Raw genomic sequence first — 22,050 nt, forward strand, 5'->3', positions numbered from 1 at the left:
TGCACGTAGAATAACAAAACGCTCTCCTACATCACTCCTACCATCTATCTATGTTTCCTCTTTCGCTCCTCCTTCACTCTGCACAAAAACACGTTATTCGGTTATACTGATTCAAGGACAACAGCACATATGTACCTGGATATAGGTGGACATTGAATTGCTTCAGTCAAAGATTGATCCCGCTATAGTTGCTATCGATCGCAGATGAATGGATATTCGCTTGTTTGAAGCCAGCTTGCCAGAGAAAAGAGGGAAGCTTATTCACAATGCCCATCGTCGTCGTTGGATTGAAACCCTGATTCACTTTATACAGAATCTCTCATAGTGGTATGGCACGACGCGATCACAGCACTGAACTGTTTACACAGCCGCAGACAGGTTGGCATGAGCTGTGCGTTGCCAGACAGTGATAGCTCAACGAGATACATCTGTATTGCCGCAGAGAGGATATGCAGTTCATTGTAATCAAATGGCATCTCTTTGTTCCAATCCTCCCCCTGAAGCATCGCATCAACTTTTGTTTTCAGGTGGGCAAGCGTCTCCCGGCCTAGCTCAAGGTTAGGCAACAATTCGGTGTTGCGCGCAAAGGTTTCATCTACTAACCTGAGCGCATCTTTCAGCATCTTCACTGCCTCAAGAGGAAATAAAATGTGTGGAGGCAGCGATGTCCCTTTCTTCCGTTTCTTTCTTTTGCTCAAAAGTATCCACCTCTCTACCGATAATAAAAAGGCTGAAATAGAGTAGCCCAATCATCAAAACTGGAATACATAAGAGGTGCCTACAAAGGGCGGTTTGTAGTAGGCTCATGCAATCAACAGAGAGAGGTTAATGTTGTTCGCCCTTCCGCTTTCTTTCATCTTCAAGATAGACATGGATCAACCGCCTCCCTGTCGCGTCCGCCGTCTGTTTTAATCTCGCGAATCGTTGCTGAGGTGTCTCCATTCGAACGCGTGCAATTGGAATAGTTGGGCTCGATTGGCTCATTTGATAGATTGGATACAAAGGATAAAATTGTGTCTTACTCCTCATAGTGACCGTCCTTTGTTATTGCTTCGCTTCATTGGCCGTATCTAAGGTTTCTGCGACAAGTTTCATTGCCTCATGCTCTCCAACAATGGTTTGCAGTTGTACATGAGAGGACTGTATGTTTTCAAGCTTTTTCGAAATAAATTCGTGCGTGGCACTGATCGCTGGACCATGCATGGCCGTATAGGCTGATTCATAGGAGAGGCGTATGTTCTCCAACAGTCGTGCTACTTCACTATTATTTGTTTCGTTCATACCATTCCTCGATAAGGTATCCATCAAAAAACGCTAAGCCACTTCCTGTATGCAGACAACCATGTCTGGCGCGGTGTCACAGGTTCAAATCTATCACAAGAGCATCAGCACACAATACAGGTGAGGTACGTACTGAAATTTGAGGTGTGCTTTTCGAGTTGCATAGCATGCAACATCTTCTGTATACTTTTGACAAGAAAGCGCACAAGAGAAAGGGGGGATTGCTGCCATGGACAGCGTTGATTGGGTACGCCTCAGACTTCCCTCTCCAATCGAGATGGGAATGGATGGATTTCCTCGTCCGGGCAAAACAGTACACTGGTATCGAGAACAAAAAAAACTGACTGATACCACCTGGACTCAGAAGCATCTGTCACAGGAGCTCGGGTTGACGGAAAGGGCGATATGCTACCTGGAGAGTCATGACGTTGGCCTCGATTCGATTTCCCTTCGTCGCAGGCTAGCACGATTGCTCACTATTCCCCCTCTTCTCCTCGGATTAGCCTCCCTGGCGGATGAAACCGATCCTGGACAAACCATCAGGCAGCATCGTAAGATGAAACAAAAAAACAACCCATTACGCAGTCAAAAAGGACTCGCAAGAGCGCTCAGCATGACAGAGAAAGCAATACGAGACATGGAAAAGAGGAATATCGGGCTGGATTCCATGACGCGCCGTCGTGTGTTAGCCCTGCTTCTTGATATTCCACCAGCTACACTCGGAATTCTTACCCTTGATGAAATCCTGCTCCGGCAACAGACGATACCCAACATGCCACACGCCACATTATCAGGAGAAAAAGAAACAACCTTTGATCTAGCAGTCTACGAATATCGTCTCAAAACGCTCTGGAACCGCAACCATATTGGCACAGCGCAGGATCGTCTGACGCACATTGCTGCTACTATGGTAGAACTCACAGCGGCCTTGCCCTACGTCAATGGCAATGATGAGAAAGACCTACGCGCTGTTCTCTGCCGCTATCATCACCTTCATGCACACATCTTGCGCGACCAAGGCCGATATGATACAGCAATAGCAGAATTAGAGAAAGCAGCCATTTTAGCTGAACGGGCAAAGAATGCTCCCTTGCTTACGGTGACGCTGCTCCGAATTGGCAGTGTATTGCGCGATAGAGGAACCGTGACAGAAGCGCAGGCAAAGATAGAGGCAGCAAAAGGAAATAGCACAGGCGCGAATCAAAAAAGAAAACAGGCAATCTCTGACTATCTGGCATCCATTGACTGCTATACCAGAATACGCCATCTCAAACCGCTTCCCGAGGCGTTACACGGTGTGGTGCTATTCGATGAGGGATACGCACAGGCACATCTGGCACAAGGAGATTTGAAGGCGAAACGAACTGCGCTCGCTCGTCTCACAGATGGAGGCAAAATAATTGCAACAACAAGGGATGTCCTTGAGGAAGAGTTCGCCATTCGAATTACCAAGCGGACCTACCATAATACCAAAGCAGCTGCAATGCTCGCAGCAGGTTGGCCGCGCGAGGCGCTCCAGGAACTGAACGATGGAATGGATGTGCCAGAAGAAGGAGATATGACACGGCAAAATGCGTATACCGACTATCTCTGGTCGCAAGCATACACCGATCTGGGATTGATAGACGCTGCAGCCACCCCAGCACAAGATGCGCTTCTCAGGATGAAACAGATCAAGTCACGTATCCACATTACACGCATCGCTGGATTACAAGGACAACTGAGTCAACTTGATAAGAAACATATCGAGGTCATTCGCTTAGGTGTAATGCTCAATTCGTAAAGGAGAGATCGTGGATCGCAAATCTGTTAAAGAATATCGCAACCACCAATACGCGACGGGAGAGCAGCAAAAACCAGGTGTGTTCCTGACGGATGCCATCTATGCTCAGGCGCTGGATGCGCTCGTGATTTGTTGCGCTGATGCTGCTATTTTACATCAAGGTTTGTGGTTGATTGCCAAACGCGCCTGGGAACCTCACCCCGACTGGTGGGTTATCGGTGGGCGTATGCGCAAAGGTGAACTGATTGAGCAAGCCTTACGGCGAAATTTGAAGCGGGAATTACATCTTGATATCCCAGAAGACCGCCTTAGCAGTATCATTGGCTACTATAATCAGATCTGGGATACAAGAGCGTGGGAGCCAACGGCAAACGGAAGTCATGTCTTTTCCATCACAACAGCAGTGCACGTAACGGCTGAAGAAAAAGCAACGCTTCAACTCAACGAAGAATATACTGATTCTCAATGGATTGATCCCATCCAGGTAATAGAACATGCCAACCAATTTCACCCCTGTCTCGTCCAAATAGCGCGAGATATTACCAGGTTCAACCAGAAGGGCGCCGCTCTGCCGTATGACAAAACAGGACACGAAACAGAATTGAGGGAGACATAAGGGCGAATGGCGATTGCAGCATATGCACAACTTTCACAAACGAGAGGAGGACATGCGCATCCGCAGAAAGGCACATAGTAACCCGATCCATATATCGGCGCATGATGCTGCCATGATTGTGAGCAATGGGACTGGCATCTGCTGAACGCATCCCTTGATCTACCATCGTCGCTAAAAGCCAGGGCATCCGTATAATCCGAGCGTTGATACGATGAAACCGACGGGACAAAGATCTCCCATGCCTACGCTTCAAACAAGCATGCAATGCACGTGCTTCCAGTGCTGCTACAGTCATGCCTTGTCCATACACGGGGTTAAACATGCAAAACGCATCGCCCATGACCAGAAAATTGTGCGGCACCGTTTTCAATTGCTCAAAGTGACGCCACCGATTAGCTGTGCGACGATACCCATAGATTGGTGTAATCGGTGCCAGCTCACAAATTCGGTCATAGAGAATCTGGTCAGGAAGTGCTTTGGCAAAAGCAAGATATCCATCGTTTGTCTGCGGCGGATAGTCTCCATGTTTGCCAGCCAAGACAACCACCAATTTTCCTTCCTCTAATTCAAGAAGCGAACCTGATCGCCGACCACCAGGTGATTGGATCGAAATGAATTTATAGGGAGCGTGCGTTGAAGATGCATAGAAACGAGTCGCATATCCCAGTTGAGCATCTACCACCGTTTCTTGCGGCGCTTCATAGCCATTGCCAAGCATTTGTAGCCATTGGGGTGCTCGAGAAGAGCCACCACTCGCATCAACCACCAGATCGGCATCGAGTCTTTGAAGAGAGAGATCGTCCTTATGATTGCGCGTTTGAAACTGAACGCCCGTGACAACATCAGGCGTATGTGGTTCAGACAAAAGATGGGTGACTACATTCCCTTCTAGAAAGTGAATATGCGGATATGAGGCCAAAAGCTCGCGGCGTATCTGCCATTCTAAAAGTGAACGAGAGCATAACCAGCCATCAAGACGATGGGACACATGGCAACGAGCACGATAATAATACAAAGATTGGGTACCATAATCATGCGGCAGTGCTCCCAACTCCAAAAGATGGCTTCGCAACTGCGGAAAGAGCTGTTCCAAAACATGTTGGCCACGTAGGAGTAAGACATGAAGTTGCCGACTTTGTGGTACTCCTGGTCGAAAGTCAGGCCTATCGTGTGGATACACATCGCGTTCTAGCACCGTTACTTGCCGAAAGGTATCTGCCAGGACACGGGCAGCGAGCAAGCCAGCCATGCCTCCTCCAATAACAATTGCATGACCCCTTTGTTGCTTCCTTTTCACCATCACATTCCTTTTTTCTCTTTGTTCTGCCTATGTGTGATCATAACATATTCACAACTTTTCTTACTACCAAAAGAAATCAATACGTTGATGCAGCCTCACGTTCCTTTCTGACTGCTTTCTGAGAATCTATGATAATGAAGAGTATTAAAATGCTCAAGGAACAATCAATACATGAATATATATCCGCCCCCGATTTTTCGAAGCAAGATATGGGCAGCGACATCATCAAGAAAGTGAACAACGTTCAGAGGGAGCACTCCAGATCGCCAAAGATACCAGCGTAAAATATAATGTTCAATTGCCGCCATGCCACCAAAAGCAAGAAGAATTCACAGATCTGAGCCTGCACAAGGCAGAGATGCTGATACGCTTCCATGCAACAGACCTGCCTCTGCCTCCCCTACTCTACCCTCCCTCTCCTCTCCACGATAGCTACCGCTCGGCTCCCCCTAGTAATGAGTAAACTGTTCTCTTGAGTGAGGACACACGAGGCCAGATATCCATTCGTGTAGCACTCCATATTCTTTGTAAAAATGTTCATTGGGATACTTCATACCAGGAGGAAAAGAAGATTATGGCAAACATACCACCAGAAGATGTACAGAATCACCCGCTATTCACATCGCTCCCACCGCTACTTGATGTGCCACAACCGCCACCTGAACAGAAAGCGGCACCGGCACAGAATCCATCATTGTTTTATACCCAGGAAGACGACCTTGATTTCCAGGTTCCACCAGGAGGTAAACAAGATGAGCACGTGGATCAGAGTGATCCATTTGTGGTACCATTTCAAAATTCTGCTGCCATGCCAGTGATGCCTGCGACAGCCGCTCAGCATCAAGGCACCATAGGATCGCCATCGCCAGCAACCACTCCACCAGCAAAAAAAGGCTGGGGGACATTTCACGTGCTCAGATTGCTTCTCATTGGGAGCATTGTCTTCGTCACAATCATCGGTGCCAGCTTATTCGTGTTTGCTCAATCAACCCCGTCAGCGAATACAACGCATGTCAACACGACCAATAAAACCGATGCAAGAGGAACAACGCCTGCAAAGGCGTCGAAACCAACCCCAAACCCACCAGCAAAAAAACAGGCACCAACAAAGCAACCCCCATCACAACCATCAACCGCTCCATCTCATTCAGCACAAGGCACACAAGGACCCAGCGCCTCGCCATCAGAAATGATACCTTCGACCCAACAACTGAACACACTCGGATGGACCCAGGCTGGACTCACGCTGGGCGATGCACTTGAAGCGTTGAGAACAGGCAACACCTTTACCGATCGGGAGATGAGCTATGATTATCGCAACATTGGGACGCCAACCAATCATAGTGGCACGCTCACCGGCTCAACGTTCCTGCTCACTCCTGGTGGAAAGGAGCGGTTCCTGCACAACGACGTGCGCATGATCAATAATATGCTCTATACCACCATACACGACCAGAAGATCATTCAACAAGTCGTCAATGTGCAACCCTCTCTCGCCCAGCTTCAGATGATACAGGTGCAGGGACAATCACACACCTTTGTCTGGGTGAATGTTCCATTCGAACTCCTTCAATCCAAGCTCAATCTCGCCAACGGGAAGCGGACGGAAACGATACAACGTGATCCTGCTACAGGCAAACCTCTTCAGCATCATATGGCGGTCGTATTAGTACGGGTAGCGCCACAAAACCAGGGAGCCAATGCGCCAATGGGAGGCACCGGTTGGCTCGTCAACACATATGCGCTCGATCCCAAAACGATGCCTACTATTGAAATTGATCCTTCTCTCTAGAGAAGGTCATCTGCAAACGGAAGCACATGAGGGAGCAAAACGAGTGAAATGATAGGAGTATCCTTACATCATTTCACTCGTTATTCATTCCCGCACAACCATCAATCCGATACTTCATAACCGTCATAATACACCAAAAAGAGATCAAAATTTACATATTTCTCATTGATTGCCAGGCATACAAAAATTGCAAGTTATCTCGAAACGATTCTCGTCATCTGATATATGACATTACCAGATATTCATAAGGAGAGAAGAATAAAACGATAGAAAATATTTTGAGGAGTACAATGGACGTATCTCAACTTGTGGCAACACTCGTAGAAGAGCCGGGAAGACCACAAAGTGATCTTCTTGAAGAACTTGGGGATGCTATCTGTCATCAGGGGGATATTTATGATGCAGAGGCTCGCTTTGTTGTACCCTATTTTTTTGCGTTCTTGCCCCAGGCACTCACCAAAGACAAAATTCATGTCCTGGGTCTTCTTGGTGTCCTCATCAGAGAAAGCTGGAAGCAATTCCCTACCCCCGAAGAGAGCTATCGGAAGAATCCACTCTACCGCATGCTCTGTGAAGGCATTCCCATCTATAGAGAGCTTTTAGGGAGCAAGAACAGAGAGCTTCGTATGCTCTGCGCCTTTCTCCTTGGATATTGTAGGAGTGAAACGGTTGATATCCCAGGTTGTCTGAAAGCACAGTACAAGCAAGAGTCCGATGAATATGTCCAATTTGCGCTCATAAAAGCCCTGACTCTCTTGCAAACCCTCACCAATGCAGAACGAGCGGAGGTGTTTCGTACAACAATAAGCTTTGTGATCCGCCATGCACTCTCTTTAGCCATCGCTCAAGTCGAGGGTGACGAAACTCCCTCGGCAGTTGCAATGGTATTACTTGAGGGATTGCTGAACACCGAAGCCTTAGACCTCGCTTACAATGGTGCTCCTTACCCAACATGTGCTCTTTGCGCTATTCTCGACGTGACCGCCTCCTTCAGTCAACAGAGGCATATTCACCTTCTGATAACAGCCATCGAACGCTATCAGATTACCAGTCGAATGGCACTTCTGCACCTTATAACGATCATTGAACACCTCTTTCAGTTGGCCGAATTCCCACAGGAAGTTTTTCCATACACATCTCGTTGGATCACTCCTATAACCTGTGAAATGCAATACCGTGCAAGACACGGTGCGCGTTCTGAGCCGTTCGCACTGACCGATCTTACTGGCGTTCAGTATCAAGCGCTCCTCTGCCTTCTCCATTGCGAGGACTTCTGGCGACAGAAAACGAATCTTTTAGCGTGTATACCTTCCCAACAACAAGAGAAGCTCTGGCTGAGTTTCTGCAAAGGGCTTAAAAGGGATTGGGGTTCTGCCTCAGACGCAAACAAAGGTCATTCGTGTCACATCAATATGTATTGCATAACAGGATAAAAGGGAAAAATAGTGTTTTATTATGCTGCGATGCGCGAGGCAAAAATATGTTTTTCATTTCCGGAAGCTCCTCTGTTTCCAGTGATAGAAACAGAGCATGCCGGGTGCAAGAGATACCGCCTTTTCTGCTGAGGATGGCGATAGGAAATGACAGAGCCTTGCTGTTGTAAGCACCGTAATGAGCGGCACACGGAGGCTGCGGGAAGACCTGTCAGACACCGAAGCGTTGGGAGATCAACGCCGTCTGATGCTTCCCTGAGCTGCATAAAAAGGGCCTGCATCTGTTTACGCTGAAGCCCATGTGGCGGTAATGCTGGTTCCTGGATGCGATCGCCATCTTCAGTATAGAAGAACGACACGACTGGCTCAGGGCGAGGGGAATGTTTCCAGTCAGCCATGGCCTGAAGCACCAGGCTTCCCAGCATGATGGCTCCTCCGATATAAACAAGCGGAGAGAAGGATTCATGGACAAAGAAAAAGGCGAAGGCGGCTCCGGCAACGGGCTCCAGGATACCAAGAAAGGTTAAGAGGACGCCATTGACGTACCGGCACATAACCATCATGGTTGCCATGGGCACAAGTGTGGTGACAAGACCAACATAGGCACAGGCTGGCAGATGCTGCTGCAACACAATGGGGGTGGCATGCCAATCCCCACACAGGAACGCATAGAGAAACAGCTCTCCCGCCATCGTGAGCCACGTCAGGCCAAAGACGGCACACCGTGAAAACGTCGGTTGCGGTGGAGAGATCTTCTCAATGAGAAAAGAATAGCCAGTGAGGAGCAGCCCACCCAGAAAGGCGAGCACATCCCCCTCCCAATGCATGTCTGACACGGATACGAGCATCACAATACCAATCATAGAACAGACACAGGCCAACCAGGTCAGCGGAGAAATACGCTGCCGAAAGAGGAACCATAAGATGAGGACAACAAGAATACCATTCATCCCAGAAAACATAGCGGTTTCGGTGATGCTGGTGGAGGTCATGGCCAGGGTCAGGCACAGCAATGCAAGAGCCATACAGCTTCCTAATCCACCTCCCCAGAGGAGCACACGACCGCTGATGTTCCAATGGGACCAGATGAGAAGCAAGAGGGCAGGCGGCACGAGCCAAACCATCTGGGCAGCCAGGAAGGTGGCCGTATCAACGTGATCAAGAAGCGGGCTGGCGACCGGATAAAAGGAGGCTGAAAGGACGCTCATGAGCAGAAATGCGCCATAGCTCCCCAGCCGCACCATGCCCTTCTTCTGAAGAAGTACGAGAGAAAAGCGCGGCCAGATCCTTCGAAGAGCGCTATGCTCACGCTGGCGCCATGGTTCCGTTCTCTGTGTCAGAACCAGATCAGTGATCATCATTGCGGTACCTCCTTGTGGTCTTGAACGTCGAGAGACCTTGTTTTAAAAAAAGAATGCTCATGACAAAAAGGCAAAAAATACAACCTATCCATACTCATCACGCCGCGTGCTTTCTTACCACCGTGGTCCATCGCCATCGTTCGCGCTCGTCGGCGCTTCTCCTTGAAAAAACGGCTGGGAATACAGGCGATCCTGATAGGAGGTGTAGAAAAAAGGCGTGTCCGAGAAACCATGCCATGGCCCTTCAACCACCGATAGGCGATCCGTTGGCTGTGTACGTTTCAACACATGCCAGCCTGTTCGCCTGCGCCCTCTCCTCTCCCTTGTGCTCTGCATCAGCGGCCGCGCATCGTCACGCAAAGCGGCGGTTCTGGTGACTCGAATGGTGCCATCAGGCCGCCTGCACGGCCCAAACACGTCTGGACTGCTCTCTTGCAGTGACTTCTTCTCCCGCCTTCCTGAGAACCACCACTTTCCGCGGCCTGGAGATTGATCTTGTTTCTTCAGGGATGCTAACGTCTTGACGCTATACCAGGCGGTACCAGCAGCTATCACCAGACTGATCACACTTATCACCAGGCATCCAATCACCACACGAATTCCCAGAGGGCCATCACCATCGAACTGAACCGCCACAGAGACCATTTGGGCCCCCTTTCCCATCAACTGCTGTATTCCTTGCCAATCTGACAAGACAAACGTCCCAAGAAGAAAGATCATGACACATACTCCTCTCACCCATTTCATGTCTGGACTCATTTTCTTCACCAGAGGCCTTTCGGGTTTTCATAAAGACAGTCAAAACGATAGAAGCCTGGATATGTCTTTCCATGCACAGGTCATCTGATCAGCAACTGGCTAACGCATGCCCACCTTCAATCGCTGCCTTCTCATGCGGTTGAGCGCTTCTTTCGTCGGATGCGATGACCGTTGGCGCAATCGTTCCTGCGGTCCAGCGAATCCAGGTGCACTATTGGAGACGGGAGGGGTATCGGAAACAGAAAAAGAGCTCCGCTTTTCCGGACGAGATGCGTGTGGAACCGTAATGAGTGGTTGTTGATGCTTCACCAGGTCAGCTACCTTCCCACACAGCGTATCTCGCACCGCATTCCAGCCATGATGCTGTTGCCGGGCGCGATCAAAGGATTGGCAGGCATGCAGAAACGCCTCAAAGAGGATGGTTCCATAGACCTGATCCAGGCCCCAATCCAGTCTTCCCACGATGCCCAGACCAAAGGCTCCATCTCTGCGCTCAAACGCAACCACCGCCCCTTCGTCGGATTGTGCACAGGAGCGTAGTCCTGGCGCGACGTGCTCGATCCCTTGCTGTGGGCATAAACGCCAGCTCCCAGGGTTTCACCTCACCCTCTTGCCGGCGCAGGGCTGGCTGCAGGGTGGCGGCAAGAGCGCTTGGAGCGCGGACACGGATCGTGTGCCGGTCCCAGGTCTCTGGCGTCATGGAGGCGGTATGTTCCAACGCTCTCGGTGCATCCCCTCGCTTCCCTCCCAGGGCGCTATTCCACTTTTCTGCCCCATCGGCAATGGCAAGCACAGGCATACCGATGTAGGTAGCCAGTTGTGCAAGGGCCACCTCCCATGCGAGAGGCCAATTTTCTGGACCAGGATGCTGCTCACAGGCTTGCCACACGGTATACCAGTCAGTCCCCTGAAGACCTGCAGGCAACAGTAACCCATCCATCGACTGCATCAATGGCCAGAGCGATTGATAGAGATGCGGATGCGTTGGAAAAGGCCACAATGGAATCAAAAAGATCCTCGCCCGCATCCGCTCAACAGCCCAGGCACTCACCGCATCCGCGACCAACACCGGTCCCTGACTTCCCTGCGTGACCGGGATGGGAATGCCAATGATCGGTTGATGTTCTTGAAAACCAGCATCACTGTGGGCGTCATGGATCGGTTGATGGGAGACAACATCAACATCCGTCACTTCAGACTCCGGCAGCATGTATGGAGAATCCATCGTCATACCTCTTCCCTTTCTTTCTTTCTCTCTGGCAGAGAGCACAGTACAACAGAAGTTGCGGGCAGCCTATGTCGTCATTGCGTCCTTCCGAACCTGCCAAAGAGCCACGTGCTTGCCGATGGCTCCCGCAAGGAGGTGGCCAGAAGGTGACCAGGAAAGCGCTGCAGGTGTCTCCTGTTGCCGTTGTACCAGCAACGATTGCCTGGTCTGCATGGACCAGATGATGAGCTGTTGATCGTCCCCGCCCGATGCCAGATACAAGCCATCGGGCGAAAAAGCGAGCGCTCGGACCGGGTGCCTGTGTCCCTGCACATGTATTGCTTCATCCAGACACTGTAGACCAAAGTCCTCGTGACGCTGACGGTGACAGGTTCGGCCATCATCCCACAGCGAGATCGCCCCATCATCTCCTCCCACAGCAAGCGTGCCCAGTGAAGAGAATGCGGCTGCCCGCAACGGACGAGCATTCTGGAAATAATATCCATGGATCTCCTGGCCGCTGATCGCACTCCACACACGCGTCACCCCACCATCAGAGGCAGTCGCCACCGTCGTTGTCAGGACCGCCAGGGTCTCAATAGACGACGTGTGCCCACGAAAGACAGCCAGTGGCTGATACGACTGAGCGCTCCACACAACAGCGGTTGTATCGATGCCAGCCGAGAGGGCTCGCGGTATAGGTTCCTGCGTCCACCCAAGGGACGTAATCGACGCCGTATGGTGTGCTCCGTCTGCAGCCAGCAGAACGCCTGTGTGCGCCTGGAAAAAAGACACCGTCTGACCCGTCGCAGCCAGAAGGTGGGCACCATCGGGTGACCAGGCCAGAGCATGGATCGGGAGCAGAAACTGATGCTGGTAGAGCACCGTTCCATCCAGATTCCACACCAACAACAGGCCACCATGGTCCCCTGATGCTAGCAACCGTCCATCCGGAGACCAGGAAAGGGCCCTGACTGCTTGTGGATGGTGATCAAACAGGATGCGCAGGGAAATCGGTGTGCTTCCCATTGGTAATGGAGCAGGAGAACGATGGGAGGCGAAGAGACGGTGGGCAAAGGCCGTTGTCATACCAGATCCCAGGCCAAGCAAACTGAAGGCTGTCAGCATGCTGATCAGAGATCGTCGGGAAAATCGCGTCGCCGCAGATGGCACCTGCGTGACGCTCCGCGTTTGCTCACGGTGTTCTTGGAGGAGCAACGCCTCCGGCGGCACTGGCTCAAGCAGAAAGGCGCTTCCAGAAGGAAAGCGTACATCCGCAAAACGGCCGGTGAGGGGCAACGTCTGCTCTCCAGATACGGAACGCAACCGATAGGCGAGCGGGGCACCAAAGGAATCGACCAGCGGATACCCAAGTCGGGCCGCCAGGGTCGAGACCCACGGGCCAATCGCTGCTCCATCGTCGACACATACCTGAATGCTTTTTCCTACCTGCATTCCCTGCGATGAGGGTCGTACGATCACAAGATGCCGAAGTGCCATCGCGACTTCTGCTGCCTCCTCTTCCTGCCAACTGATTCCCGGTACCATACCCGACAAAGGACAATCAACACCAGTGAGTATAGCGGAACGAGGGGGGTAGCCCGGGGGGAGGGCAGGGAGAGGTAGGGGTAGGTTCTCACAGCTATAGGAAATTCCAGGCAATGGTAGGTAGATCTTTTTCCTCTGCTCATCCGCTCCATTGCACACCTCCTCTCATACCGCATTATTCCCCCGGTACGCTGCCGCTCAACACCATAAAATTAATGGAAGGAACAAGTCCGTGCTCTGGCAAAAGTGCAAAATGATGATATTCTTGAGAATTCTACTATATCTCCGAATGAAACAAAAATGGCAAAACAGGAAGGTATACGATAAAATCGTCGTCCTAAACGACATTTTTATCGTATACCTTGCTACACTCCCCGACGCAACACTTGCTGCCCTCCAGCGTAACTTGAGCATCTGCAAACCTTCCTCCCCCTTGAGTAAATCATCCACAGGAACGGGAGAAACCATCTCCCTCCCAGACTTCGGTGACGCGCTGGCGCAGCAAAAAGAGAGCGGACAGCATCGTTGCACAAAAAACGAGATACGCTCTCCTGGAAGCAGACATTAACCGACATCGAAAGGAGAATACCATCATATCGCACACACACGGCAAAGAGACACACGAGACCCAAAAACCTCACCTGCGTACCTGGCACAATCTGCTGATCTTTGTAGGGCTCTGGTCTATCACTGCTCCATCGACCCATCAGCATGTCTATGAGCTCATCCACACCATACTCCATACTGCCAGCTAGAAGCTGAGGCGCCCTACCTTCAGCACAAAAGAAGAGCAGAGAGACGCTTGTACTGCAGCCCTCCACACACTGGGTCTCGGGAGCCGCCCCTTACACAGCGGCATTCCACACACACTCATCCATATGTCACTCACGGAATAACTTGGCTGCATCCAGAAATTTTCCCACTCACTCGGTCAGAAGAAAACATGAAGCAGGAGTGACGCGATATGAGCACGAACACCAATGGGCTTGATGCCAATGCATTTGGCAATCTGGTCCGAGCCTATCGGCGCCAACGCGGCTGGACACAGGCCGAACTGGCAGAACGCTGGAGATTTACACGAGAATATGTTGCAAAAATTGAGCGCGGCGTTCGCAAGCTGGAAAAAGCGGACCAGGGTGCGCGGCTGGCCGACATTCTGGGGATCCCCCGAACATCTTCTGATCTTGTCAGGCAAAAAGACCTATGCCACCTCGTCCTCTCAAACCACCAATCCCGGACAAGATGCGCTCATTCAGGCCATCTTAGAGCCAGCGGAAACCAACATCAAGCTGGCTCACCTGAAGTGGCATGGCAACGAAACCGTCTACTAGGACATCGAGGCCCAACTGCATCGCCTCGTTGGCCAGTTGGAGGATAGCCTCACCCTCTACAACGGCCAGTTTACGCAGCGCATCTTCAGGATCCTCGCCTACGCCCACGAGATGCATCGAAACCCACGTACCATCTATATACCAGACACAGAAACATCTTCAATCGCCCCCAACAATTTTAATGATGACTTCTGTTCATCGGAAAGCCCCCTCACCCCACTGATATTCAGACGCTCGTAGGGGCGATCACGCCGTAGCGTGCGTACTCGATCACCACTTGCAAAATCCCAGATGTGGATGGCTCCATCATCACCACAGCTCGCAATCCGGCTGCCATCAGGACTCATCTGGAGTCGTTGTATTGTCCCTTGATGGGCCTGGCATATCCGTACACATTCTCCGTTTTGCCTGTCCCACCAGCACAGCATCCCGCCGCTACCACCGCTAATTAGCATCGCTCCGTTCTGACTCCAGGCCACTGCATACACAATCCCAGGGTGCCCCGAGAGGACTCGAACGCGCTCCCTGCGGTGAATATCCCACACGAATAACTCTTCCTGCCCCTGGTTACCACCACCTGAGGCAAGCCACTTCCCATCACGACTCCAGGCGACATCATTCACTTTGCCTTGATGTCCTGAGAGTTGTTTGAGTAAGAGACCATCTGAGGCATTCCACATAGAGACGATACCATCATCACCGCCACTGGCCAACAACATCCCGTCTGGACTCCAGGACACCCGGCGCGCAGAAGCTGGCGGCTCACGAACAACCCATCGACGGATGCCCGTGGACACTTCCCACACTTGCACCTCCTGCCTGTTGTTTCCACAGGCCAGATGTTGTCCGTTGGGACTCCATTCTACGCCATAGAAGCACGTGTAGGGGTACTCAGGATCTCTCATGCTTCGCACACGGGTTCTTGTGGCTGCGTCCCATATCTGGATAGTATTGTCCCATCCACTACTCGCCAACCACCTCCCATCAGGACTCCATCCGACTCCAAAGGCCAGATAATTATGGCTCTGGAGGAGCATGGGAGGCGTGTGTCCCTTTTCGTCCCAAATGCTCACCAGGCCGTCGCTACCGCTGCTTGCAAGCTGGGTGCCACCAGGATTCCAGGCGATATCATAGAGTAAGACCGCATAGCCTTGTATGATCTGCTCACACTGCCCATTTTCTGTTCCCCACACCCGGATAGTACCATCGACACTACCACTGATCAGCTTCCGGCTGTCAGGCAGAAAAGCGAGAGAGAATATCACGTCTGTATGCCCATGGAATGCTGTTCGATAGCTGTTTCTCTTCACATCCCAGAGCCAGATGGTGTGATCGAATGCTGCACTCGCCAGGGTCTGCCCGTCTGGACTCCAAACCACCGTTTGCACCCGATCGGTATGTCCGACCAGCGTGTGGAGGATATGTTCATTGGCGACATCCCATATTTTGATGGTTTTGTCCCAGTTCGCGCTGGCGAGCAAGCTGCCATCAGGTGAAAAGGCCAGTCCCATCCCCCAGTTGGCGTGCCCCGCAAGGATTGTGACACAGGTGGTGGGCCTGTTCTGCTGTCGCTTCCAGATTCTGATCTGTCCATCAAGTCCACTACTGGCGAGGAGCTGCCCATTGGGACTCCAGGCAAGAGTGAAGATCGCTTGAGGATGCGGGAGCGTCTCAAGCAGCTTGCCCGTCTTTGCATCCCAGAGCCGGACGGTTGCATCCGTCCCCCCACTGGCCAGCAGGGTACCATCAGGGGAATAGGCGAGGCCAGAGATATTACTTGTATGGGAACCAGACCAGAGCAGCACACCATGCTCCACGTCCCATACTTTGACCATCCCATCATAGCTCCCACTGGCCAGACGGCGGCCATCCGGACTAAAAGAGAGCACCCGGGTCACATCGGAGTGGGCTTGCCAGATTCGGTACAGTGTCTGCTGATCCCATACCACTATTTTCCCTTGTCTACTACCCGCTGCCCAATATCGTCCATCGTGACTGATCTCAACAGCCCAGATGGAGCCAAAGGTCGACGTCCAGACGCAATCCTGCAGAATGGCCCCAGACAGAGTCGTATCCTGCATCTCAACCCCCTGGAGATAAGCACCTCGAATGGAGAGCTGCGATAGATTCAGGCCACGCAGATGGCCGCGCTGCTCACGTAACAGCGTAATCACGTTGGCTGGACCGTAGCCCTGCGCGTAGTTAGCCCGCGCCCTAAAGCGTTTCAGGAGAGTAAGCAGATGCTCCTCGAGATCCGTTCGCTCCGGGTACGCGCTCTGTAATTGGAGAAGCAGTGGCATCACAATGAGCCGTACCTGGGTTTGTCGTACATAAGCGGAAGATCTGGCCAATGTCAGACCTTGCTCGATCAGGGAAGAAAGTTGCCCTTGCTGGATTGAGTGGCCTGTTTCAGTGATCAGCTGTGCGGTCGCAAACTCTAACACTACAGATTGCAGAGTAAAGCTTCCCGGATCTTTCCCTTGCTCGACGAGCGAGCGGCGGTAGAGTGCCTCCACTGCTTCCAGTACTGTGCTACGTGGCAGAGGCGTTCCCTGCACGACCAGCAGTTGCTCTAGCGTAACTGACTCACGCAGGGTTGCCAGCCAGAGGAGAACACGCTGTTCGGCAGTAGAGATACGGGTAAATTGCGCCTTCAACAACTCACGCACCCCGCCAAAGACATTCTCACCTTGCACAAGGAAGGGAGCGATAGTGCCCCCAAAGAGTTCCACGATGGTCTGTGCGACGATTTTCAATGCCAGAGGATTGCCCGTATACGCCTCAATCAGCCGTATCTGTTCAGATGGGTCACCTGTAACCTCTTTTTCTACTAACAATTGTTTACATGCATCAATATCCAACGAAGACAGGCGTAACGTGCGTACAGGTGCCCCATCACCTTCCAGTGGCACCACATCTATCGACTTCTCACGGGAAGTAATCAGCAGGCAACTTTGATGTTCCATCTCTGCCATCTGCCGTAGCAGATGGGAGTAGCCCTCATAGCCGGGACGCATATGACCCATGTTTTGCCCTTCCTCTAACAACGTTTCCATGTTGTCGAAAACCAGCAGGACACGCATACTTCGCAGATACTTCAGCAGAATATCCAGGCGCCGTTCGGGGCTGGCTAGAACATCACGAAGCGCCTGGGGCGCGATTACCTGCAGGCACTCATCCAGCAGCACAGAAAATTCAGGAGCATTGCGTAGAGAACGCCAGATCACGACCTCGAAGTGCTCCGCCACCTGATGCATCACTTTTACCGCCAGGGCCGACTTGCCGATCCCACCCAACCCCAGTATGCTGACCATGCGACAGCGCTCCTCGATCATCCACCGGGTCACCATAGCAACCTCCTCCGTGCGCCCATAGAAACGTGGAACAACGAGCGCATCACTCCAATCCACCCGCCGGGGCGGCGGAACCTGGGCCACAATCTGCCGTGTCATGCTCGTCTCTTCAATGTGTTGGGAAGAAAGTGGAGAGGACTGTTGATACAACACCTCCTGAAGCCACCGCTCATCCAGCAGTACTTTCTGGTGGGCCGCTCGCCAGAACGCTCGGATCTCCTCTTCTTCGTGCCCAGCAGGGAACGCTTGTTGCTCAATCGCAAACGTGAGCAGTGCTTTCAGGTGAGAAACCTTGGGATACGCGTCACCTGCCTCCCATCTGTTGATGGCTTTGCGTGTGATGCTTAACCGTTCTGCCAGGCTTGTTTGCGTTACCCCTATCTGCATACGTAGGGTCAACATCGCCTGACCAAAGGCATAATCACGCTCCTTGTAGAAGGATCGGCTCATACACAGGTTCCTTTCAGCATCCAGCTGGAGTGTGCAGAGTGAGGCGTAAAGGGACACGCGCTGTAACCTTGCGGGTACTGCTTTGCCCCGTTCTCTCCCTGTATACTTCTTTTTGTTGGATACGTTTCATGCGCGTCCACGAGAATGAAGGAGGATCTTGGTGACGATCAAGTGACGCCGGACCCTTCTTCTGACTTTTTCCTCTATGATAGCAGATACCCAGCCGAATGACCAGACATCATATGTACAATGATATGTTTCACGTATCCGGCTGGCAGAGATGCGACAAAAGGGATAAAGCTGAGGCACCCCATAGTGAGTATGCTTCCTTTTTGCAGAGGCAAAACTCATTGTATACGTGAAAGGAAAAAGCATAATGGGTATATTCAAGCACAGACATATACCACAGGTAGAGAATATTGTGCTGGTACATGGAGTCTGGGCAGACGGCTCCAGTTGGAGCGGAGTGATTGAGCGTCTCCAGAAAGCAGGTTCAACCGTCACTGCCGTCCAGCTTGATTTAGCATCACTCAGCAGTGATGTTGCAAGGGTTCGGCAGACGTTGAGCGCCCAGACTGGCCCCACGGTTCTGGTTGCCCATTCCTTTGGTGGCGCAATTATCACCGCGCTAGGAAAAGATGCCCCCAATGTTGTCGGTCTGGTCTACCTCTCGGCGTTCGCTCCCGATCAAGGGGAAACAATGAAGGCATTGGTTACGGCAGAACCACAACCAGCCGTCGGGGCTGCTATCCGTCCTGATACAGAGGGCTTTCTCTGGCTCGACCGAGCGGGGTTCGTCGAGTATTTCGCTCCTGATGTGAACCCTACTCAGGCGCGTGTGCTAGCCACTGTGCAAAAACCGATTGCCGCAAGCGAGTTTATGGACGGGGAACCGTTCGGGGAACCAGCATGGAAAGTGTTGCCTTCGTGGTACCTGGTCACCGAACAAGATCAGGTTGTTCCACCTGTAACCCAACGGTTCATGGCCCAGCGTGCCGGGGCAACCACACGAGAGGTCGCTTCAAGCCATGTCTCAATGATCTCACATCCCGATGTGGTCACTGAACTGATCCTGACAGCGGCACAAGCCACAGTCAATGCCTGAGCAGAAACAAGCAGCGCTTTTACCATTATTATCTTATATGCATAACAGTTACATGGAGAAAAATGATGTTTGAACAGAATACGATAAGCACACGCCGTACATTTGTGAAAAGTGTCGCAGCGGCGGCGGCTACCACAGCCATCCTGGGCCAAAGTTCGCTCTCTGCTTATGCGGCAAGTTCGCAGGAGGGACACAACCATCTCTCTGGAGCAGGGATCAATGTTTTGCTTGTCCATGGAGCATTTGTGGATGCCTCCAGTTGGAGCAAGGTCATCCCCTTGCTGCAAGGTCAGGGATATCATGTGCTCGCGGTCCAAAATCCAAATACGTCGTTGCAAGATGATATCGCGACAACAAGCCAGGCACTTGCCTCACTCTCCGGACCCACCATCCTGGTTGGCCATTCCTATGGTGGATTTGTAATTAGCAATGTAGCGGCTTCCAATGTTGTCGGTCTGGTCTATGCCTCGGCGTATGCACCGGATGCAGGGGAAACGGTACAAAGTATCAATGACAAATTTCCAGCAACACCTGTTGGCAAAGATCTCACCTCGTCGTATCGCAGTGGATTCATTTGGATCGATCCACAGGCATTTCCACAGGATTTTGTTCAGGACGTGGAAAATAGAGAGGCCCGCGCGCTTGTAGCGGCTGAGAAGCCTCTTGCGCCTGTCTGTTTCGGGACCCCATCAGGAACACCTACCTGGAAAACTGTGCCGTCCTGGTATCTGGTCTCCCAACATGATCGGGTAATTAATCCAGATGCCGAGCGTTTTATGGCAAAACGTATGGGCGCTACAACTCATGAGGCTGCCTCCAGCCACGCCTCCCCGGTTTCCCATCCAAAGGATGTGTTCGACCTCATTGTGGCGGCATCTGACGGGATCCGCAAGTAGTTAGCGATGAAATGAGTCATTCTTCGCTTACTCCTGGCACAATGGTTCCATGTGAGTAGAGGATGAATGCCTCATGTTACCTTGTACATCCGTGTCCCTGTGGTTGTTGAAGCAGTCACAGGGACACGGATGTACTCGAGTCTACAAGCCACTATCACTATTATCAGGAGGAACTTCATGATTACGCTTGATACCCTCAAGCAACGCAACCACGATTTTGCCGCGCATCAGTTTACCGCGAGCATGTCCCTTTTTCCTGCATTCAAGCCGATTATCGTCAGCTGTGTCGATCCGCGTGCCGACCCGGCTCACATTTTGGGCCTCGAGTTTGGGGATGCGCTTGTGATCCGCAACATTGGCGGTCGGTTCACGCCAGAGACACGACAGGCGATCACGCTGCTCCAAAACGTCGCCCAGGTACAAGGCGCGACTCCTGGCAAAGGAAACCTTATTATTATTCATCACACCGACTGCGGGATCACCCGCCTCGCCGGAAAACCCGATCTGTTGGCCGACTACTTTGACATTGACAAAGCAGAACTAGGAGCGAAAGCGGTCACTGATCCTCGAACGGCGGTTGCCATTGATGTCGCTGCCTTCAAGACAAACCCGCTACCAGGTGAGTGGGCGGTATCCGGGCTTGTCTATGACGTGACAACGGGACTGATTGAAGTCGTCGTGGCACCCGATCCACTCCAGTAGTACAGCATGTAACAAAAACAGAAATCAAACCAGAAGGGATTATGATGCGTTCAAAACCATTTTTCATTACAGGAGCAACAGGCGATACTGGCAAAAATGTCATCACAATGCTGCTCGAGCGAGGCCATCAGGTGCGGGCATTGGTGCATCATGCCAATGAGCAGAGTGCGGCATTAGAAAAACGCGGCGTGGAGATCGTAGTCGGGGATCTACTCGATTTCACGACGCTTCGGCCCGCACTCGAGGGCGTGTCAGGAGCCTACTTTGTGTATACTATTGCTCCAGGTATCATCGACGCTACCGCCTACTTCGCGCAAGCCGCGAAAGAAGCAGGTGTTACGACGATCGTAAATATGTCGCAAATCTTCGCCAGACGTGACGCAAAGAGCCATGCCGCGTTCGATCATTGGACAGCGGAACGTGTGTTTGATTGGTCTGGTCTTGCCGTCACCCATCTGCAACCCACACTTTTTGCTGAATGGTTTCTCTACTATGCACAAGGCATCAGAAAAGGTCTGGTACAAATGCCGTTTGGCGAGGGCACGCATGCCCCCATCGCGGCAGAGGATATAGCGCGTGTTATTGTGAGCATTCTTGAGCAGCCAGCAGGACATGCAGGGAAAACCTATCCTCTGTTTGGTCCCAAAGAGTACACCTTTCCTGCGGCAATTGCAGAGATTGCGGAGCTCTTAGGACGCAACATCACCTACGAAAGAATTTCAGCTGAAGCGTTTCGCGAGCAGTGGTCAAAGATGCGCTCACCTTTCATGGCACAGCATTTCTATGCCATCGCACAATTTTATGCTACAGGTGGTTTCTCGGGCACCAATGAAATGGTCGAGCAAATCACTGGGCACGAACCTATGGGCCTCGAGGAATTCATCAGGAAAAATCGTCATTCATTTGAATGAGCGGTTTCCCTTTTTGAGAGGCATGTACTCACTTGACAACTCCCGGCCTTCGAAGTAAGCTATTGATGCTAAGTTAGTTACCGCTAACAAATATAAGGTTGGGAGAGGTCGGGTGAAAGAAGGACAAAAAAATAAAATCAGTATGTCTACGCCTCAACCTTAGGGTGAGGAAAGGATGATCATCCACTATGTTCTCTCATGGCTTTCTATATTAGTTAGTAC

General features: G+C 51.6%; 19 protein-coding genes. 9 read left to right on the forward strand and 10 right to left on the reverse strand.

Features of this window, described 5'->3' with window-relative positions:
* Window positions 1–166: 166 nt before the first annotated feature.
* The 3 genes from EL633_RS36710 to EL633_RS23440 all read right to left on the reverse strand — a co-directional run bounded on the left by EL633_RS36710 (window position 167) and on the right by EL633_RS23440 (window position 1,281).
* A complete protein-coding gene (locus tag EL633_RS36710) occupies window positions 167–304 on the reverse strand; it encodes a hypothetical protein (RefSeq protein ID WP_161982371.1) in 138 nt (45 codons plus the stop codon).
* A gap of 1 nt (window position 305) precedes the next feature.
* On the reverse strand, window positions 306–623 hold the full coding sequence (locus EL633_RS23435) for a hypothetical protein (protein ID WP_126629723.1): 318 nt from the start codon (window positions 621–623) through the stop codon (window positions 306–308).
* A 421-nt stretch (window positions 624–1,044) separates the two neighbouring features.
* Window positions 1,045–1,281: a hypothetical protein gene (locus EL633_RS23440; RefSeq protein WP_126629724.1), complete on the reverse strand. Its 237-nt coding sequence runs from the start codon at window positions 1,279–1,281 to the stop codon at window positions 1,045–1,047.
* A gap of 229 nt (window positions 1,282–1,510) precedes the next feature.
* On the opposite strand from EL633_RS23440, the gene EL633_RS23445 reads away from it, so the two are divergent.
* Both EL633_RS23445 and EL633_RS23450 read left to right on the forward strand, forming a co-directional pair.
* The gene (locus tag EL633_RS23445) at window positions 1,511–3,064 is read left to right on the forward strand and encodes a tetratricopeptide repeat protein (protein ID WP_126629725.1); all 1,554 of its coding nucleotides are present in this window, start codon (window positions 1,511–1,513) and stop codon (window positions 3,062–3,064) included.
* A gap of 10 nt (window positions 3,065–3,074) precedes the next feature.
* Window positions 3,075–3,680, forward strand: a complete 606-nt coding sequence (locus EL633_RS23450) for an NUDIX domain-containing protein (RefSeq protein ID WP_161982372.1) — start codon at window positions 3,075–3,077, stop codon at window positions 3,678–3,680.
* On the opposite strand, the gene EL633_RS23455 is transcribed toward EL633_RS23450, so the two are convergent.
* Window positions 3,613–4,980 (reverse strand): FAD-dependent oxidoreductase, encoded by a 1,368-nt coding sequence (locus EL633_RS23455; RefSeq protein ID WP_126629727.1) that lies wholly within the window; start codon window positions 4,978–4,980, stop codon window positions 3,613–3,615. The genes EL633_RS23450 and EL633_RS23455 overlap by 68 nt on opposite strands.
* A gap of 574 nt (window positions 4,981–5,554) precedes the next feature.
* Here EL633_RS23455 and EL633_RS23460 point away from each other — a divergent pair.
* Both EL633_RS23460 and EL633_RS23465 read left to right on the forward strand, forming a co-directional pair.
* On the forward strand, window positions 5,555–6,772 hold the full coding sequence (locus tag EL633_RS23460) for a hypothetical protein (RefSeq protein ID WP_126629728.1): 1,218 nt from the start codon (window positions 5,555–5,557) through the stop codon (window positions 6,770–6,772).
* 290 nt (window positions 6,773–7,062) lie between these two features.
* Window positions 7,063–8,205, forward strand: coding sequence for a hypothetical protein (locus tag EL633_RS23465; protein ID WP_126629729.1), 1,143 nt, complete (start codon window positions 7,063–7,065; stop codon window positions 8,203–8,205).
* 20 nt (window positions 8,206–8,225) lie between these two features.
* Here the strand turns inward: EL633_RS23465 and EL633_RS23470 are convergent, their stop codons facing one another.
* From EL633_RS23470 to EL633_RS23490, 5 genes are all read right to left on the reverse strand, one after another.
* Window positions 8,226–9,566 (reverse strand): DMT family transporter, encoded by a 1,341-nt coding sequence (locus EL633_RS23470; protein ID WP_126629730.1) that lies wholly within the window; start codon window positions 9,564–9,566, stop codon window positions 8,226–8,228.
* A gap of 114 nt (window positions 9,567–9,680) precedes the next feature.
* Complete coding sequence (locus EL633_RS23475; protein ID WP_126629731.1) at window positions 9,681–10,286, reverse strand: hypothetical protein; 606 nt, start codon at window positions 10,284–10,286, stop codon at window positions 9,681–9,683.
* A 138-nt stretch (window positions 10,287–10,424) separates the two neighbouring features.
* Window positions 10,425–10,832 (reverse strand): hypothetical protein, encoded by a 408-nt coding sequence (locus EL633_RS23480; RefSeq protein ID WP_126629732.1) that lies wholly within the window; start codon window positions 10,830–10,832, stop codon window positions 10,425–10,427.
* Entirely contained in the window at window positions 10,819–11,556 is a 738-nt protein-coding gene (locus EL633_RS23485; RefSeq protein ID WP_126629733.1) for a gamma-glutamyl-gamma-aminobutyrate hydrolase family protein, read from the reverse strand. The genes EL633_RS23480 and EL633_RS23485 overlap by 14 nt, the downstream gene beginning before the upstream one ends.
* Before the next feature lie 63 nt (window positions 11,557–11,619).
* On the reverse strand, window positions 11,620–13,032 hold the full coding sequence (locus EL633_RS23490) for a WD40 repeat domain-containing protein (RefSeq protein ID WP_161982373.1): 1,413 nt from the start codon (window positions 13,030–13,032) through the stop codon (window positions 11,620–11,622).
* 1,012 nt (window positions 13,033–14,044) lie between these two features.
* On the opposite strand from EL633_RS23490, the gene EL633_RS23495 reads away from it, so the two are divergent.
* Window positions 14,045–14,458 (forward strand): helix-turn-helix domain-containing protein, encoded by a 414-nt coding sequence (locus EL633_RS23495; RefSeq protein ID WP_126629735.1) that lies wholly within the window; start codon window positions 14,045–14,047, stop codon window positions 14,456–14,458.
* A gap of 87 nt (window positions 14,459–14,545) precedes the next feature.
* Here the strand turns inward: EL633_RS23495 and EL633_RS23500 are convergent, their stop codons facing one another.
* Entirely contained in the window at window positions 14,546–18,214 is a 3,669-nt protein-coding gene (locus tag EL633_RS23500) for a WD40 domain-containing protein (RefSeq protein ID WP_126629736.1), read from the reverse strand.
* 376 nt (window positions 18,215–18,590) lie between these two features.
* On the opposite strand from EL633_RS23500, the gene EL633_RS23505 reads away from it, so the two are divergent.
* From EL633_RS23505 to EL633_RS23520, 4 genes are all read left to right on the forward strand, one after another.
* On the forward strand, window positions 18,591–19,319 hold the full coding sequence (locus EL633_RS23505; RefSeq protein WP_126629737.1) for an alpha/beta fold hydrolase: 729 nt from the start codon (window positions 18,591–18,593) through the stop codon (window positions 19,317–19,319).
* A 62-nt stretch (window positions 19,320–19,381) separates the two neighbouring features.
* A complete protein-coding gene (locus EL633_RS23510; RefSeq protein WP_218027564.1) occupies window positions 19,382–20,215 on the forward strand; it encodes an alpha/beta hydrolase in 834 nt (277 codons plus the stop codon).
* 66 nt (window positions 20,216–20,281) lie between these two features.
* Complete coding sequence (locus EL633_RS23515) at window positions 20,282–20,917, forward strand: carbonic anhydrase (RefSeq protein WP_218027565.1); 636 nt, start codon at window positions 20,282–20,284, stop codon at window positions 20,915–20,917.
* A gap of 41 nt (window positions 20,918–20,958) precedes the next feature.
* Window positions 20,959–21,828: an NmrA family NAD(P)-binding protein gene (locus tag EL633_RS23520; RefSeq protein ID WP_246039239.1), complete on the forward strand. Its 870-nt coding sequence runs from the start codon at window positions 20,959–20,961 to the stop codon at window positions 21,826–21,828.
* Window positions 21,829–22,050: the final 222 nt, after the last annotated feature.

This window comes from Dictyobacter alpinus (assembly GCF_003967575.1).
Taxonomy (GTDB): Bacteria; Chloroflexota; Ktedonobacteria; order Ktedonobacterales; family Ktedonobacteraceae; genus Dictyobacter; species Dictyobacter alpinus.

Bases quoted from the DNA above. Each gene is read 5' to 3' on its own strand.
- EL633_RS23435 (WP_126629723.1), bottom strand. From the start codon at position 623: ATGCTGAAAGATGCGCTCAGGTTAGTAGATGAAACCTTTGCGCGCAAC.
- EL633_RS23440 (WP_126629724.1), bottom strand. From the start codon at position 1,281: ATGAACGAAACAAATAATAGTGAAGTAGCACGACTGTTGGAGAACATA.
- EL633_RS23445 (WP_126629725.1), top strand. From the start codon at position 1,511: ATGGACAGCGTTGATTGGGTACGCCTCAGACTTCCCTCTCCAATCGAG.
- EL633_RS23455 (WP_126629727.1), bottom strand. From the start codon at position 4,980: ATGGTGAAAAGGAAGCAACAAAGGGGTCATGCAATTGTTATTGGAGGA.
- EL633_RS23460 (WP_126629728.1), top strand. From the start codon at position 5,555: ATGGCAAACATACCACCAGAAGATGTACAGAATCACCCGCTATTCACA.
- EL633_RS23465 (WP_126629729.1), top strand. From the start codon at position 7,063: ATGGACGTATCTCAACTTGTGGCAACACTCGTAGAAGAGCCGGGAAGA.
- EL633_RS23470 (WP_126629730.1), bottom strand. From the start codon at position 9,566: ATGATGATCACTGATCTGGTTCTGACACAGAGAACGGAACCATGGCGC.
- EL633_RS23475 (WP_126629731.1), bottom strand. From the start codon at position 10,286: ATGATCTTTCTTCTTGGGACGTTTGTCTTGTCAGATTGGCAAGGAATA.
- EL633_RS23485 (WP_126629733.1), bottom strand. From the start codon at position 11,556: ATGACGATGGATTCTCCATACATGCTGCCGGAGTCTGAAGTGACGGAT.
- EL633_RS23490 (WP_161982373.1), bottom strand. From the start codon at position 13,032: ATGGCACTTCGGCATCTTGTGATCGTACGACCCTCATCGCAGGGAATG.
- EL633_RS23495 (WP_126629735.1), top strand. From the start codon at position 14,045: ATGAGCACGAACACCAATGGGCTTGATGCCAATGCATTTGGCAATCTG.
- EL633_RS23500 (WP_126629736.1), bottom strand. From the start codon at position 18,214: ATGAGCCGATCCTTCTACAAGGAGCGTGATTATGCCTTTGGTCAGGCG.
- EL633_RS23505 (WP_126629737.1), top strand. From the start codon at position 18,591: ATGGGTATATTCAAGCACAGACATATACCACAGGTAGAGAATATTGTG.
- EL633_RS23510 (WP_218027564.1), top strand. From the start codon at position 19,382: ATGATGTTTGAACAGAATACGATAAGCACACGCCGTACATTTGTGAAA.
- EL633_RS23515 (WP_218027565.1), top strand. From the start codon at position 20,282: ATGCCTCATGTTACCTTGTACATCCGTGTCCCTGTGGTTGTTGAAGCA.
- EL633_RS23520 (WP_246039239.1), top strand. From the start codon at position 20,959: ATGATGCGTTCAAAACCATTTTTCATTACAGGAGCAACAGGCGATACT.